11 protein-coding genes and 1 pseudogene are annotated in these 15,252 nt (G+C 66.8%); 10 read left to right on the top strand and 2 right to left on the bottom strand.

What is annotated here, in order from left to right:
• The first annotated feature begins 7 nt into the window (after positions 1 to 7).
• From rpsF to rplI, 4 genes are all read left to right on the top strand, one after another.
• Positions 8 to 298 carry a 30S ribosomal protein S6 gene (gene rpsF, locus ACFZAM_RS02150; RefSeq protein WP_093711983.1) on the top strand — a complete coding sequence of 97 codons (291 nt, stop codon included), beginning with the start codon at positions 8 to 10 and terminating at the stop codon, positions 296 to 298.
• Between the two features lie 99 nt (positions 299 to 397).
• Positions 398 to 1,006 carry a single-stranded DNA-binding protein gene (locus ACFZAM_RS02155; protein WP_355336648.1) on the top strand — a complete coding sequence of 203 codons (609 nt, stop codon included), beginning with the start codon at positions 398 to 400 and terminating at the stop codon, positions 1,004 to 1,006.
• A 49-nt stretch (positions 1,007 to 1,055) separates the two neighbouring features.
• Positions 1,056 to 1,292 (top strand): 30S ribosomal protein S18, encoded by a 237-nt coding sequence (gene rpsR, locus ACFZAM_RS02160; protein ID WP_031512678.1) that lies wholly within the window; start codon positions 1,056 to 1,058, stop codon positions 1,290 to 1,292.
• 19 nt (positions 1,293 to 1,311) lie between these two features.
• Entirely contained in the window at positions 1,312 to 1,761 is a 450-nt protein-coding gene (gene rplI / locus ACFZAM_RS02165) for a 50S ribosomal protein L9 (RefSeq protein WP_355336647.1), read from the top strand.
• Positions 1,762 to 2,012: 251 nt separating this feature from the next.
• Here the strand turns inward: rplI and ACFZAM_RS02170 are convergent, their stop codons facing one another.
• A complete protein-coding gene (locus ACFZAM_RS02170) occupies positions 2,013 to 3,443 on the bottom strand; it encodes an MATE family efflux transporter (protein WP_391043478.1) in 1,431 nt (476 codons plus the stop codon).
• Between the two features lie 689 nt (positions 3,444 to 4,132).
• Between ACFZAM_RS02170 and dnaB the strand changes: the two genes are divergently transcribed.
• The 6 genes from dnaB to ACFZAM_RS02200 all read left to right on the top strand — a co-directional run bounded on the left by dnaB (position 4,133) and on the right by ACFZAM_RS02200 (position 14,583).
• Positions 4,133 to 6,529 (top strand): replicative DNA helicase, encoded by a 2,397-nt coding sequence (gene dnaB / locus ACFZAM_RS02175; protein ID WP_391043479.1) that lies wholly within the window; start codon positions 4,133 to 4,135, stop codon positions 6,527 to 6,529.
• A gap of 203 nt (positions 6,530 to 6,732) precedes the next feature.
• On the top strand, positions 6,733 to 7,452 hold the full coding sequence (locus tag ACFZAM_RS02180; RefSeq protein WP_391042039.1) for a TnsA-like heteromeric transposase endonuclease subunit: 720 nt from the start codon (positions 6,733 to 6,735) through the stop codon (positions 7,450 to 7,452).
• Positions 7,449 to 9,575 (top strand): transposase, encoded by a 2,127-nt coding sequence (locus ACFZAM_RS02185; RefSeq protein WP_391042040.1) that lies wholly within the window; start codon positions 7,449 to 7,451, stop codon positions 9,573 to 9,575. Before ACFZAM_RS02180 ends, ACFZAM_RS02185 begins: the two co-directional genes overlap by 4 nt.
• Positions 9,572 to 10,693 carry an AAA family ATPase gene (locus ACFZAM_RS02190; protein WP_391042041.1) on the top strand — a complete coding sequence of 374 codons (1,122 nt, stop codon included), beginning with the start codon at positions 9,572 to 9,574 and terminating at the stop codon, positions 10,691 to 10,693. The genes ACFZAM_RS02185 and ACFZAM_RS02190 overlap by 4 nt, the downstream gene beginning before the upstream one ends.
• Complete coding sequence (locus tag ACFZAM_RS02195; protein WP_391042042.1) at positions 10,690 to 13,368, top strand: TniQ family protein; 2,679 nt, start codon at positions 10,690 to 10,692, stop codon at positions 13,366 to 13,368. Before ACFZAM_RS02190 ends, ACFZAM_RS02195 begins: the two co-directional genes overlap by 4 nt.
• A 258-nt stretch (positions 13,369 to 13,626) precedes the next feature.
• Complete coding sequence (locus tag ACFZAM_RS02200) at positions 13,627 to 14,583, top strand: hypothetical protein (protein WP_391042044.1); 957 nt, start codon at positions 13,627 to 13,629, stop codon at positions 14,581 to 14,583.
• A gap of 2 nt (positions 14,584 to 14,585) precedes the next feature.
• On the opposite strand, the pseudogene ACFZAM_RS02205 reads toward ACFZAM_RS02200, so the two are convergent.
• Positions 14,586 to 14,750: pseudogene (locus ACFZAM_RS02205) on the bottom strand (IS701 family transposase); the annotation flags it as partial.
• Between the last annotated feature and the right edge of the window lie 502 nt (positions 14,751 to 15,252).

A 15,252-nucleotide genomic window follows, 5' to 3' on the forward strand; every position in this document is an offset into this window, starting at 1 on the left:
TTCCCCTATGCGTCACTACGAGCTCATGCTCATTCTCGACCCCGATCTTGAGGAGCGCGCTGTCTCCCCGCTGATCGAGTCCTTCCTCGCCGTCGTCCGCAATGGTGGCGGCAGCGTGGAGAAGGTCGACACCTGGGGCCGTCGTCGCCTCTCCTACGAGATCAACAAGAAGCCCGAGGGCATCTACTCGGTCGTCGACCTCAAGGCCACGCCTGAGGTCGTCAAGGAGCTCGACCGTCAGCTCAACCTGAACGAGTCGGTTCTGCGGACCAAGGTCCTCCGCCCCGAACTGCACTGAGCTCTCCGCTCAGCGCACCGGGGCAGTAACCGAGTAGTAGCCAGCAGTAGTCAGTAGCAGCAGCCAGAAGCAGTCAGCACACCGCCGAGAGGTCATCCCATGGCAGGCGAGACCGTCATCACGGTTGTCGGCAATCTTGTCGACGACCCCGAGCTGCGCTTCACCCCGTCGGGTGCGGCGGTCGCGAAGTTCCGAGTCGCGTCCACTCCGCGCACCTTCGACCGGCAGACCAACGAGTGGAAGGACGGCGAGAGCCTGTTCCTCACCTGCTCGGTCTGGCGGCAGGCGGCCGAGAACGTCGCCGAGTCGCTCCAGCGAGGCATGCGCGTCATCGTGCAGGGCCGGCTGAAGCAGCGGTCGTACGAGGACCGTGAGGGCGTCAAGCGGACGGTCTACGAACTGGACGTCGAAGAAGTCGGCGCCAGCCTGAAGAGCGCGACGGCCAAGGTCACCAAGACCAGCGGTGGCGGTCGTGGCGGTCAGCAGGGCGGCGGGTTCGGCGGAGGCGGCGGCCAGGGCGGCGGCGGCAACTGGGGCGGAAGCTCCGGTGGCGGCCAGCCCCAGGGCGGCGGCGGTGCTCCCGCCGACGACCCGTGGGCGACCAGCGCGCCGGCCGGCGGCGGCCAGGGCGGCGGTGGCGGTAACTGGGGCGGCGGCTCCGGTGCCGCTTCTTCCGGCGGCGGCTACTCGGACGAGCCGCCCTTCTAGGGCGGGCATCCTCACTTCTTGATCGCAAGATCGCATTAGGAGAATCACCATGGCGAAGCCGCCCCCGCGCAAGCCGAAGAAGAAGGTCTGCGCGTTCTGCAAGGACAAGACCGTGTACGTGGACTACAAGGACACGAACATGCTGCGGAAGTTCATTTCCGACCGCGGCAAGATCCGTGCCCGCCGCGTCACCGGCAACTGCACGCAGCACCAGCGTGACGTCGCCACGGCCGTGAAGAACAGCCGTGAGATGGCGCTGCTGCCCTACACGTCGACCGCTCGATAAGGAAAGGGTGACCTGAAGCATGTCGAAGATCATCCTTACCAACGAGGTCAGCGGCCTGGGTGCCGCGGGCGACATCGTCGATGTCAAGCCGGGCTACGCCCGCAACTACCTGATCCCGCGTGGCTTCGCCATCGCGTGGACCAAGGGTGGCGAGAAGGACGTCGAGCAGATCCGCCGCGCCCGCCGCATCCGCGAGATCCACTCGCTGGACGACGCGAACGCGGTCAAGGCGCAGCTCCAGGGCGTCAAGGTCCAGCTCAGCACCCGCGCCGGTGACACCGGCCGGCTGTTCGGCTCGATCACCCCGGCCGACATCGCCGCGGCGATCAAGACCGCCGGTGGTCCGGCTGTCGACAAGCGTCGTCTCGAGGTCGGTTCGCCGATCAAGACGCTGGGCGCGCACAAGGTGACGGTGCGGCTGCACCCCGAGGTCGAGGCCGTCCTCGACCTGGAGGTCGTGGCCGCGTAATCGCGACCGCTGTGTTCCACGTGGAACAGGGAGGGCCGGGCACCCCGATTGCGGGGGTGCCCGGCCCTTCGTCGTTCCGGGGTTCCGGGGGCGGCGGGCGCTGTGAGATCTGGCCGCTCGCTGTGTCGGCGGGCGGCTCGGCGGGCGGCTCGCGCTCTCGGCGAGTGCCTTGGGCTCCTCGGCGGGCGGGTCGGGCTCTCGGCGAGTGCGTCGGGCTCCTCAGCGGGCGGCTCGGGGGGCGGCTCGCGGTCTCAGCGGGCGGCGCCCGTGACGATCCAGCGGCCGGAGCGGGCCCGGAGCCACAGGGCGGCGAGCCGGGTCAGCATCATCAGGGTCATCGCCCACCAGAGCGCGGTCAGCCCCCAGCCCAGGGCGGGCACGGCCAGCGCGGCGGGCGCGAAGACGGCCAGCGTCCCCAGCATCGACCAGGCGAGATACGGCCCGTCGCCCGCGCCCATCAGCACGCCGTCCAGGACGAAGACGATGCCGCAGACCGGCTGCGCCAGCGCGACTACCAGCAGCGCGGACGTCAGCGCGTCCCGTACGGCCGGGTCCGAGGTGAACATCGGCCCGATCAGCGGCCGGGCCAGCGTCACCAGCAGCCCCAGGACGACCCCGCAGGCCACTCCCCACTCGATCATGCGGCGGCAGGCGGCGCGGGCGCCCTCGGGGTCGTCCGCGCCCAGGTAGCGGCCGATGATCGCCTGTCCCGCGATGGCGATGGCGTCCAGGGCGAAGGCGAGCAGGGACCAGACGGTGAGGGTGATCTGGTGGGCGGCGATCGCGGCGTCGCCGAGCCCCGCGGCGACGGCGGTGGCGATGAGCAGGACGGCCCGCAGGCTGAGGGTGCGGACGAGGAGGGGGACGCCGGCTCGGGCGCAGGCGCGTATGCCTGCGGGGTCGGGGCGCAACAGGGTCCACAGGGCGGAGCGTGCACCCGTACGGGCGTCCGTCGCGGGGTCGTGTGGCGCGGGGTCGTCCCGCGTCGGGAGGTGCGGCTTGGCGAGGTGCCGCTTGGCGCCGCGGATCACCACCCACACATAGACGGCCGCCATGCCGTTCTGGGCGATGACCGTGCCCCACGCGGAGCCCGCGATGCCGAGTCCCGCGCCGTATACCAGGCCCGCGTTGAGCCCCGCGTTGGCGGCGAATCCGCCGACCGCCACGTACAGCGGGGTGCGGGTGTCCTGGAGGCCGCGCAGGACGCCGGTCGCCGCCAGCACCATCAGCATCGCGGGGATGCCGAGCGAGCTGATCCGCAGATACGTGGTCGCGTACGGTGCGGCGGTCGGCGACGCGCCGAACAGGTCGACCACGGCCGGGGCCGCCGGGAGGACGACGGCGATCACCAGCGCGCCCAGCAGCAGCGCGAGCCAGATGCCGTCCACGCCCTGGCGGATCGCGGCGGGCAGGTCGCCCGCGCCGACCCGGCGGGCGACGGCGGCGGTGGTCGCGTACGCCAGGAAGACGAAGATGTTGACGGCGGTGGTGAGGAGCGCGGCGGCGACGCCGAGGCCCGCGAGCTGGGCGGTGCCGAGATGGCCGACAACCGCGCTGTCGGCCATGACGAAGAGGGGTTCGGCGACCAGCGCGCCGAAGGCGGGGACCGCGAGGGCGAGGATCTCCCGGTCGTGGCGGCCCCGGGCGGGCGTGCGGGGGGACGAGGCCGGATCCTTCTCCACTGCGGGCTTGGCGAGCGGATTCACATGCACAGGGTAATCGTCCACAAGTAAGAGGTAAAGGCCACCCTCGACTATTACGGGTGACTGCGTAGAGTGATCTCCTCCGCGTTGTTTGTGGCGATCTTGGGCCGACCGTGAATTTTTTTCTCCTGCACAGGCTATGGATGGAGAAAGGCCAGGTCAGAGCCGTTCCCTTGAGTAGATTGTCAGCTTGTCCACAGCGTCGTCCCAAGGGCTGTACACAGGTTGGGGCCACTTCTCCACAGGTATGCCGCCGCCGTCCACACCCCCTGTGGATAACCGGGTTGGTCAGGGCCGCCGAGAGCCCTACCGTGGACCGTCCCCCGACGCGCCGCGAGCGGCCCCGGGTGACTCAAATGTCGGCGCCGTGCCGTAAGAAAGAGCCGTGCCCCACGAACGCGTGGCACGTAACGGGGTGCGGTCGAACGCGGTCGAACGGTCCGCAGGGACGGGAGGAGGTGGCGCGGATGAGCCAGCCCGAACCCGCGGACGAGCACTGGGGGGAAGCACCCCCGGAAGCCGGTCCGAGCGACCGGCCCCCCGTCACCCGCTTCCGCAAGAAGAACGGCAACGACGACAGCGACAGCAACCGCTGGTCCGAGGGCGGCGGCGGCTTCGAGCGCGTCCCCCCGCAGGACCTCGACGCCGAACAGTCCGTCCTCGGCGGCATGCTGCTCTCCAAGGACGCCATCGCCGACGTCGTCGAAGTCCTCAAGGGCGCCGACTTCTACCGCCCCGCCCACGAGACGATCTACGCGGCGATCCTCGACCTCTACGCCCGCGGCGAGCCCGCCGACCCCATCACCACCGCAGCCGAACTCACCAAGCGCGGCGAGATCGCCCGCGTCGGCGGCGCCCCCTACCTCCACACCCTCGTCAACGCCGTCCCCACCGCGGCCAACGCCGAGTACTACGCCGAGATCGTCCACGAACGCGCCGTCCTGCGCCGCCTCGTCGAAGCCGGCACCCGCATCACCCAGATGGGATACGCCGCCGACGGCGACGTCGACGAGATCGTCAACAACGCCCAGGCCGAGATCTACGCCGTCACCGAACAGCGCACCTCCGAGGACTACCTCCCCCTCGGCGACATCATGGAGGGCGCCCTCGACGAGATCGAGGCCATCGGCTCCCGCAGCGGCCAGATGTCCGGCGTCCCCACCGGCTTCACCGACCTCGACTCCCTCACCAACGGCCTCCACCCCGGCCAGATGATCGTCATCGCCGCCCGCCCGGCGATGGGCAAGGCCCTGGCGCTCGACACCCCCCTGCCCACCCCGACCGGCTGGACGACGATGGGCGCGGTCCAGGTCGGCGACCACCTCCTCGCCGCCGACGGCACACCGACCCGAGTGGTCGCCGCCACCGACGTCATGGTCGGGCGTCCGTGCTACGAGGTCACGTTCTCCGACGGTACGAAGGTCCTGGCTGACGCGGACCATCAGTGGCTCACCTGGGACCGGAACACTCGCGAGGCATTCGACCACGCGAGGCCAGAGGCCACCTCCTACCCGGACAACTGGCCGTCCTGGTCTCCCTCACGGTCATCCGCCGGCACCGAACCCGGCAGGACCGCGGGCGCCGTCCAGCAGCAGTGGAATCGTCCCGAACCCGAGAGCAAGGCCGTCAGGCCGCGCAGCACCAGGGAGATCGCCGCAACGGTCCGTGCGCTGCACGAGAACAATCACGCGATCCCGGCCACGAGGGCTCTCGTCGGCCCTGAAGTCGATCTGCCCGTCGATCCGTACGTGCTCGGCTACCTCCTCGGGGACGGCGATACCGCCGGAAGCGGGCGTGTCGCCTGCGATCCACAGGACCGCGACTGGCTGATCAAGGAGTTTGACGCGGCCGGGTATGACGCTCGTCGGCACAGCAGCACCGGCCACTTCGGTGTGCGTGGGCTGAGGGACGCGTGGAGCCAGCTCGGTGTGTCCGCTGGCAAGCACATCCCGGCCGGGTACCTGCGCGCGTCCTTCGACCAGCGTCTGGCGCTGGCGCAGGGCATGGTGGATTCGGACGGGACCGTCGATGGCGACGGGGCCTATCGGTTCACGAACACCCATCGCGACCTGGTCGACGGATTCTGTGAGCTTGTCGTCTCCCTCGGTTGCGTCCCGCGGGTTCACCACCGCACCGGGCGTACCAGGGCCGGCGTGATCAGCGCGGACTCCTGGGACGTCATCGTTCCGACGAATCTTCCTCTTGCCCGGATTCCGCGTAAGGCGAGTTCCGCTCGAGGGCAGTGGAAACGCGAGCAGGTCACGCGGTACATCACTTCCGTCACCCCGGTCACGAGCGTCCCGGTCCGCTGCGTACAGGTGGACAACCCGGACCACCTGTACCTGGCCACCCGCTCCATGGTGCCCACCCACAACAGCACGCTCGCGCTGGATTTCGCGCGGACGTGTTCCATCGCCAACAAGATGCCCAGCGTCATCTTCTCGCTCGAAATGGGGCGCAACGAGATCGCGATGCGGCTGCTGTCCGCCGAGGCGCGGGTGGCGCTGCATCACATGCGGTCGGGGACCATGACGGACGACGACTGGACGAAGGTGGCCCGGCGGATGTCGGACGTCACCGAGGCGCCGCTCTACATCGACGATTCGCCGAACCTGTCGATGATGGAGATCCGCGCCAAGTGCCGTCGCCTCAAGCAGCGCAACGACCTGCGCCTGGTCGTGATCGACTACCTCCAGCTCATGCAGTCGGGCGGCTCGCGCCGCCCCGAGAGCCGTCAGCAGGAGGTCTCGGACATGTCCCGTAACCTCAAGCTCCTCGCCAAGGAGCTCGAAGTCCCGGTCATCGCGCTCTCCCAGCTCAACCGTGGCCCCGAACAGCGCACCGACAAGAAGCCCATGGTCTCCGACCTGCGCGAATCCGGCTCCATCGAACAGGACGCCGACATGGTGATCCTCCTCCACCGCGAAGACGCCTACGAAAAGGAGTCCCCCCGCGCGGGCGAGGCCGACCTGATCGTCGCCAAGCACCGCAACGGCCCCACCGCCACCATCACGGTCGCCTTCCAGGGCCACTACTCCCGCTTCGTGGACATGGCCCAGACCTGACCGGGGACGGTGTAGGGTCTCAGATTCCGCTGCATAATCTCAGCGCCGACTGCATACGGGTTGCACTTGTGCAGTCATCGTGAGACTCGCAGCTCAGAGCGTTCACTCTTTCGGGTGATGGGCGGAGGTTCCGCAACGCCCGAGTTTCGGAACTGGCACCTTGGCCTCGCGGGCAGAAGACGCCCGCAGGCTGGGGGCGCTCAGTGGACAGCACGACAGTGAGTGTGAGTCTTCGTCGTCGTAGCGGCGAGGCCATCGAGGACCGCGAATGGGCTACGGCGACGCTCGGGTTGTTCGAGTCCGCCGCGCCATGGCGTACTTTCCGTTGGTACAAGGGCCAGAGGCACTACTCAGGCACGTACTGGTCTGCTACGACGAATGACCATGTGATCTACGAGTCGCGCCTGGAACTGACGCGGCTGCTCTTTGCTGACTTCGATCCTCTGGTTCAGAACATCAAGGCCCAGCCGTTCCTGCTGAAGAGTTCAGTGAACGGGAAGATCCGTAAGCACATTCCGGATTACCTGCTCATCACTAAGCAGGGGTCGGTGGTGGTGGACGTCAAGCCCCGTCGACGGCTTTCCCATTCCGATGTGGCCTTCACCTTTGAGTGGACCCGGCAGGCGGTGGAGTCCAGAGGCTGGCAGTACGAGGTCTGGAGTGAGCCTCCAGAAGCGGCCCTGGAGAATGTCCGCTTTCTGGCGGGTTACCGGAGGAAGTGGCTGTTCAGCCCCGAACTCTTGGATGAACTCCGAAGTAGTGACCTCAATGGAGTCGCATTGGGCGAAGCAGTCCACTTGCTGCCGGACTGGCCAGCACTACATGTGCGGGCCGCGCTCCATCACCTGCTGTGGACCGGTGACCTCGTCGCTGACCTGGGCCAGCCCCTGAGTTCACACCTGGTGCTGAGGAGGGCGGCATGAGTGGTGCGGGCACTCGCCTCGGAGTGGGCACACGCTTCCGCTACGACGGCGAGACCGTCGAGGTGGTGGAGATGGCCGCGACCTCAGCAGGCAACGAAGTGGTCTTGAAGGATGGTCGGGGGTCGATACTGCGTCTGTCCCTCGCACAGCTCCTGTTCTCTGACCGTGCGGTCATCATCCCTGACAAGGCCGGGCCATCTGCGGATGACGACAAAGAGATTGCTTCCGTAATTCTGGGACAGCTCGACGCCAAGGAGAGAGCGAAGGTCCTGGAACGGGCCGAGCATGTGCGTGAAGTGCTGACTGGCTATCGCTCAGGCAGTTCAGATCTTGCTCGCGACGATGAACCTCGTCCGGACTACGTGCCGGAGCGCCCTTGGGAGGCGCGCTATACGGCGAAGGCGAACGAGCTTGGCGTCTCGCTTCGGAGTGTGAAGCAGTGGGTCGCGGACTTCCGCAGGGACGGGGAGGCTGGGCTCGCCTCGAAGAGCCGCGTGTCCGGCAATTCGAAGATCTCGGTCGATGACCGCTGGGCGGAGATCGCACTGGAGGTGATGGTCGAGCACACGGGGGAGTCCAAGCCGTCGCGCACGATGGTGATCGACCGAACTCGGGCCCGGGTGATTGCTCGGTTCGGTCCAGACGTGGTGCCGCAGCCGAGTCGGGCAACGGCTTTTCGGCTGCTGGTGGAGTTGGAGAACCGGCATCCGCTGTTCAGGCTGAGTACGAAGCGGAACCGGGACATCGCCGATCGTCCGGATGGTGTCTACGGGAAGCTGCGGCCGACGCGGCCGGGTGAGTACCTGCTGATGGACTCCACGCGGCTGGACGTGTTCGCGTTCGATCCGCTGACGCTGCGCTGGGTGCAGGCCGAGCTTTCGGTCGGGATGGATTGGTACACACGGTGCATCACCGGGATACGGCTCACGCCGGTGTCTACGAAGGCGGTGGACGTCAGCGCTGTGCTTTATCAGTCGTTCCGGCCCCGGCCGGCGGCGCGGGACTGGCCCCGGCACGCGGTCTGGCCCGAGCACGGCATTCCCAGGACGGTCATGGTCGACGTCGATGCGGCCGAAGGGCCGGGGCTCGCGACACCAGCCGTGGTGCCAGAGACGCTGGTGGTCGACCATGGCAAGGTCTACGTCTCGGAGCACCTGACCAGCGTCTGCCGACGGATGGGTATCTCGATCCAGCCGGCACGGCTGCGGACGGGGCGGGACAAGGGCCCCGTCGAGCGGTTCTTCCGCACGGTGCGTGAGGATCTCCTGCAGGCGCTTCCCGGATACAAGGGCCCCGACATCCACTCCCGTGGCGAGAACCCTGAGGGCGACGCGTTCTTTTACCTGGACGAGCTTGAGGCGATCATCAGGGAGTGGGTCGCGACGGTATATCACTGTCGGCCGCATTCCAGCTTGGTCGACCCGGGGCTGCCGGGTCTGCGCATGTCGCCGGCGAAGATGTTCGAGCACGGTATGGCTCGGGCGGGCTACATCGAGGTGCCACGAGATCCCTACCTTGCGTATGAGTTCCTTGAGACGAAGTGGCGGACGATCCAGCACTACGGAGTCGAGATCGATCGTCGCCGCTACAGCGGGCCTGGACTGAAGGATCTGAGTAAGGTCAGGAGTCCGTACGACGGGCCTGTCGACAACGGGTGGCCGTTCCAGGTGGACCCCGATGACATCACCCGCATCTACTTCCGGGACCAGGAGCGCCACTGGCACCCCCTCACCTGGGAGTACGCGCCTTCGGCACATATGCCGCTGAGCGAGGAGGCCTTGGTCTTCGCCAGGAAGCTGGCTGCTTCGAAATACCAGTACCCCGACGACCGGATCGCGGTCGCTGATCTGCTGGAGCGCTGGAACCTCGGTTTGGGCACGACGCTGGCTGAGCGGCGCATGGCTTTGCGGCTCTCGCGAGAACAGACAGCTATCGAACTGCCGGAGAGCGAGACGGAGGTGGTTGTCTCGCTTCCGTCCGTTCGCAAAGCCCTCGGGACAGAGCCAGATGCGCCGGGACCCGAGCAGCCGCAGTTGGTGGAGGGCGGCGATGACGACGAGGCCGACGTGGACGATCTGGCCGGTGAGGACGACTTCTATGCAGAGGCTCTGGAGGACGTGTGAGCACCGAGACCAGCCCGCTCCGGCCTTCGAACCTGGCCCTGTCCCGGAAGGAGGACTTCAAGGCGTTCGCCGAAGGCCCACGCCGGACCCGGCCCGAGCCCCTCACCTGGGCACAGTTGGCCGCCCTCGGCCCACAAGCGAAAGCCGAGTACGACCGGTTGCGGCGTGAATGGCACGCCAACCTGGGACCGATCAAGACCCCGCAACTGTCTGAGCTTCACCAGGATTTATGGGACATCATCGACAGCAATCTGCAGGACGGCGACAAAGCCAAGGGCGCCATCGCCGTCGACGCCTTCCCCGGCCTGGGGAAGACCACGTCGGTTCTTGCCTTCGCCCGCGAGTTCCACCACAGAGAGATCGCCGAGCAGGGAGAATCCACCGCCCAGGGCCACGAGCGGCTCCCTGTCTGCCGGGTGGGACTGACCGGCAACACCGGCATGAAGGACCTCAACCGGGCCATCTTGGAGTTCTTCGGCCACCCGGGACGCCACCGCGGAACCACCGCCCAGCTCGGCCAGCGTGCCTTGGACTGCGTCTTGTCCTGCGAGGTCCGCCTGCTAGCCCTGGATGATCTGCACTTTCTCCGGTGGCGCAACAAGAACGGCGTCGAGGTCAGCAACCACCTGAAGTGGATCGCCAACGAGTTCCCGGTGACGCTGCTGATGATCGGCGTGGGACTCGCTGGCAAGGGACTGTTCAGCGAAGGCGGCAGCAAGGGGGACGCGGTCCTGGCCCAGACTGGGCGCCGCACGACCCGGCTGGGCATGCGGCCGTTCACGATCGAGAAGGAAAAAGGCCGACAGGAATGGCGGCAGATGCTGCTGGCCCTCGAACAGCGCGTGGTCCTGGCCGACAAGTATCCGGGCATGCTCGCCGACGACCTGTCCGACTACCTGTTCGCCCGCAGTACCGGCCATATCGGCTCCCTGATGACACTGATCAACCGCGGCTGCCAGCGGGCGGTCCGAAGCGGTGAGGAGGTGCTCAGCCGCGATCTGCTGGACGGCGTGAAGAACGACGAGGCGTCCGAGGAAGCCCGCCGGGAACTCGAAGCTGCCCTGGAGAGGAGGAAGCTGACCAGCAAGCCTCGAACTGCCCGCAAGAAGGCCGCGTGACGGCTGCCCCGCGGACGCTCCCGATCCGGCTGGATCCCCTTCCAGGAGAGGCCCTCGACTCCTGGCTGGAGGCCCTGGCACAGCGCCTGAACACCACCCTGGGTGAGGTCCTCTGGCATCTGGGATTCCCGGTGAGAGGCCGATCGGGTAATCACCTACGTGACATCCCTCCGGACTGGACGATCGCGTTGCGCGATCAGGAGACGGACGCGGTTGCTCACGCCAGTGGACTGACGCCTTCCTCGATCACGGCCATGACCCTGGTCCACTACGACCAGCGCGCGCTTCGCCTCGACCTTGACCGCAGGCACGTCAACCGCCGAGTGCTCTGGGGCCGCGGCAGCGGATCCCGGTTCTGCCCCGATTGCCTGCGCGACAGTGACGGCCGATGGCAGTTGGCCTGGCGGCTGGGCTGGTCATACGCCTGCCTCCTCCATGGCCAACTCTTAGCGGACTGCTGCCCGGACTGCGGACGTGTTCAGCGGCAACGACCCTGCTCGGGCCGGGTCATCCCCTTTCCGGGGATCTGCGGAAACCCACCCGTCGCCCCGGGCGGACCCCGGTCAGGCGGCTGCGGATTCGATCTGACCCAAGCCCGTACGCTTCAGCTGTCCCAAGGACACCCGGCGCTGAAAGCTCAAGGCAGGCTGCTGGAGATCATCGAGTCCGGGACCGCCGACTTCGGCGCCTATGCGGTCAGCCCTCAGCAGACGCGGATGGCATTGACGGACATCCGCGCCATCGGCGGCCGGGTGCTGGCAGATCTTCCGACGCTCTTCCTCGCCGAACTCGTCCCATCCGACCTCATCACCGGTCATCTCACCCCCGATCCCGTCTCCCGACTCACGGACCGGGCCGCGGAACGGCCTGGCTTCATGGCCCCACCGAGAGCCGTGAGCACCGCCGTCGCAGTGACCATCGCCTGCCACGTCCTCGACCAGCCCGATGTCCTCCGCTCCGGCGAGAAGATGAGGGTCCTGCTGGAGGCCATGCGTGAGGAGCTCTGGCAGATCAGCGCCACGAGTATCGACAGCTGGGGACGAGGTCTGACTCCTGTCCTGGAAGGAGTGCACCTGGCAGCCCTCGCGCCCAGGCTTCGTCCCAGCGAACAGCTCCGGTATCGCACGGTCACGGCCCTGCCAAGCCGTTCGGGGATGACAAGCCGTGCCACGGCGCAACGAGCCCGGAAGATTCCCAGCACGTTCTGGCCTGCCTGGGGCGTCCCGCTCACTCCGCCTGACGGCATCTATGCCCGTGTCCTCGCCCCTGTGCTGGCCTCCGCGCTGCTGATCGTCGGCAGCAACATCCTCCTTGACGACGCTGCCGACCGCCTCGGCACGATCATCGACGGAACCGAGATCTCCCGCGTCTTCCAGGCGCTCGACGACCAGCCATGCTGGCCAACGATGACCACCGCTCTCGTCCGACTGGCCGAGTACCTCGACAGCGTCGACGTGCCGATCGACTACCAGCGGCGCCGCCGGCTGGACTACACCGAGTTGCTGCGGCAGGAACGTTGGCGGGAGATCTGCCGCAGCACCGGCACTTCGCCCGGCACCGGCCGGCGGGAGATGGTCGCCCGCTGCCAGCTCTTCCAACGCATCAGCGGTCTCCCTGCCGAAGCCGCCCCGGGCTACCCCCGCGTCAACGAGGCACAGTTCCGCGCTGTCAGCGCCCGCTATGCGGCCCTCCAAACCCCCGAGCTCGCCCAGGCACTGGAGGAAGAAGCCCGGAACTTCCTTGCCAGCCAGCGCATCCACCGAGAACCCGTGACCTGGCAGCCACCGCTCACCCTGCTGACCGGGCTCGACCTTCCGGGCGCCGATCCGGCCCAGATCGATACCGCCCACCTGCATCGACTCATCCGCCAGCGCAAGAACCCGGTTCAGCACGCGGCAGACACCTTGGACACGAGTATCGAGGCGATCCGCCTCGTTTTGGACGAACAACCAGCCCCTGCGCTTCCCCCGTCTCCATCAACGGCCAAAGCGACAGGACACATCCGCTTCAAGGCCCGTCAGGCAGTGCCGAAGGAGGAATTTACCCGCCTCTACCTGGACGAACACCGCTCCCTTCAGCAGATCGGGAAGCTCACCGGGTTCTCACGTCGAGTCCTGGCCGAACTCGCGCGGGAGTACGCCATCCCACTGCGTGCCGGCCCCCAGGACTACAGGCGCCGAGGCACCGTCGACCGCGAATGGCTGACTGAGCAGTACGTGGTCCGGTGCCGAACCTTGCCGGACCTTGCCCGCGAGGCAGGCATGAGCACCGGGAACATGGCCCGCTGGGCCCACACTTACGATGTCCCACTGCGGCCTCGCGGCGGAGGAAGCCACGATGCCGCACTCCGCGTGACCGAGATGACAACAGAAACGCCAGCCCTCCTGCAGAAGGCCCTTACTAGCCCCTATGCCTGGCAGCGTGTCGAACGTTTCCTCGCTGCCTCCGCCTATCCCACGATTTGTGAAGCCGCGCGAGCCCTCGGTATCAACCAGCCGACATTGGCAGTCCAGATCAACCGGCTGGAAAGAGATCTGGGACAGCCTCTGTTTGAGCGTGCCCAACGCGGCAGAGCCATGAAGCTGACTGCCTTTGGGAAGAAGGTCGCCGCTGCTGTGAGCGATGTCCGGGGACGCGCGGAGGCTCTACGGTCCGAGACGGGAGAACAGGCATGATGACACTGGAAGGCCGCCAGGGGTAGCCTTTTGCTCTCGGTACAACCATTGGTAGGGCTTGAGACACGCCATCATCGTGCTGCTCGGGGTGAGTGGAACGCCCTTTCCATCGCTCTAGCCTTGGCTGCATGGTCTTGAGTCTTGGAGGGGGCTGCTGCACGGTTGTGGGCGCACCAGTACCTGCACCGTAACCCAGCGCGACTCCCAATGACGGAAAACGCTCTTCCCCGGCCGGAGCCTTCTGGCAGGGTGTGGCGCGTGACAGGCGAAGGCGAAGCCAGCAAGTACGACGAGGCGTGGGCGATGGAAATCATCGACCGGCTGAACCAAGGCACACAAGAGGCGCATGCGCGTCGCGACGCGCTCGCAGTAGCGGTCGACAAAATAGCTTACGGATTCATGCAGTTGGGCCTCAAGCCTTGGAAAATGGGGCGGAAGAGCCCGGCGCGAGAGGACATGATGGCCCCCGACGTCCTGCTCGGTGACCGCACCGAACCAGCCGCAGCGATTCTCAGGTATGAATCAGCGGTCAACATCCTTAGCGCCGCCGATCAGCTCCGAGGTTTCGCCGTCCTGCTTCGCGCAGAGGCGTCACTGATGGGCGCGGTCTCGGTCGCGCGCGGCATCTTCGAGGCGTGCCTTTGGGCCACAGCGGTGATCGACCCGACCATCACCACTGACGAGCGTCTGCAACGTGGCCTGACGCGTCGCCTCGCACGGCTCTCGGCAGGTATCCGTCTCAACGACATGCTCGGCGATGGCGTCGCCGAGCATGTCGTCGAGAACGACGGTCACGCCGACGACAAGCATGGGGCCAATCGTGATCCCGCGAAGGACATCGACGACATCGTGATCTACGCCAAGGGCCGCGGCTGGCCAGTGAAGAAGCGCCACCGCGCGTACGAGATCACGCCCCTTTCGATTGACTGGCTCAGCGAGAACCTTGAGCGCCGAATCGGCATCGAAACGTATGCCTGGACGAGCGGGTCGTCGATGGCGCACGGTGAGCATGCCGCTGACACGGCATCGTGGGTTGAGCTGTCCCAAGACCTCGGCACGGCTCCGGCGTGGTTGATCCAATTGTGGTCGACCGGCGCATGGGCGGGACCACGTCTCTTCCTTGCAACGCTCGCCAATTACACAGGAAAGGCGAGCCTAGGCCACGAGTATCAGCGATTCGAGGAGCTGTTCTGGAACAGGGGCGGTAGGAGCTAGGGGCTTAAGGTCCAGCAGTTCTTGCGCTGAAGCGGAGCGATTAGCCCGCTCATACGCGCGAGAGCGGACTCGCGGGGTTGCGAACGGTTGAGCCGAGGCACGAATCGCTCATGCATCACGTTTGGTCCACGCTCCCACAACCTGATATCAACAAGGTCCCCACCTATAACCAGACTAATCACCGAACTGCCCAGCACTCAGAACAGACACCGTTGCAGCACTTAATCTGCCGTGCCCCCACCGTCAGAAAGATCGTCATCAGCAGGCAAGGTCCGACGATGACCTCCTGGCCCGACACGATCCTCTTGACGGAAAAGGGGCAGAATTCTTGCAGTCCTGCGGACGGTCACTCGGTGTCGGGGCGATCGGCAGATTCCGTCTGCGGCTGGCGTCGACGGCCGGGTCTGCGGACAACAGGGAGATCTGCCCCGCTATGGGACTCAATGAACTGTTCTGACTCCGTTGTTCGATACCGACGAATCACCGACGACAACTGATCGGGCTCCTGTGAAGCCTCTGACACCAGGGCTGCGAGTAGTTGCGAGCGTGTGACCGACTCGCCGGCGGCGGTCGCAGCACGAACGAGGACGTCGAGTCGATCATCGACCGACGTCGGCCATGAGACGAGCGTCGCCCGCCGCGCGGACTTCCAAACGAGATCCATCTCGA

The sequence above is a fragment of the Streptomyces sp. NPDC008079 genome, assembly GCF_042957385.1.
Taxonomy (GTDB): Bacteria; Actinomycetota; Actinomycetes; order Streptomycetales; family Streptomycetaceae; genus Actinacidiphila.

Coding starts and splice junctions, on each gene's coding strand:
- rpsR (WP_031512678.1), top strand. CDS start 1,056: ATGGCGAAGCCGCCCCCGCGCAAGCCGAAGAAGAAGGTCTGCGCGTTC.
- rpsF (WP_093711983.1), top strand. CDS start 8: ATGCGTCACTACGAGCTCATGCTCATTCTCGACCCCGATCTTGAGGAG.
- ACFZAM_RS02155 (WP_355336648.1), top strand. CDS start 398: ATGGCAGGCGAGACCGTCATCACGGTTGTCGGCAATCTTGTCGACGAC.
- dnaB (WP_391043479.1), top strand. CDS start 4,133: ATGCTGCTCTCCAAGGACGCCATCGCCGACGTCGTCGAAGTCCTCAAG.
- rplI (WP_355336647.1), top strand. CDS start 1,312: ATGTCGAAGATCATCCTTACCAACGAGGTCAGCGGCCTGGGTGCCGCG.
- ACFZAM_RS02185 (WP_391042040.1), top strand. CDS start 7,449: ATGAGTGGTGCGGGCACTCGCCTCGGAGTGGGCACACGCTTCCGCTAC.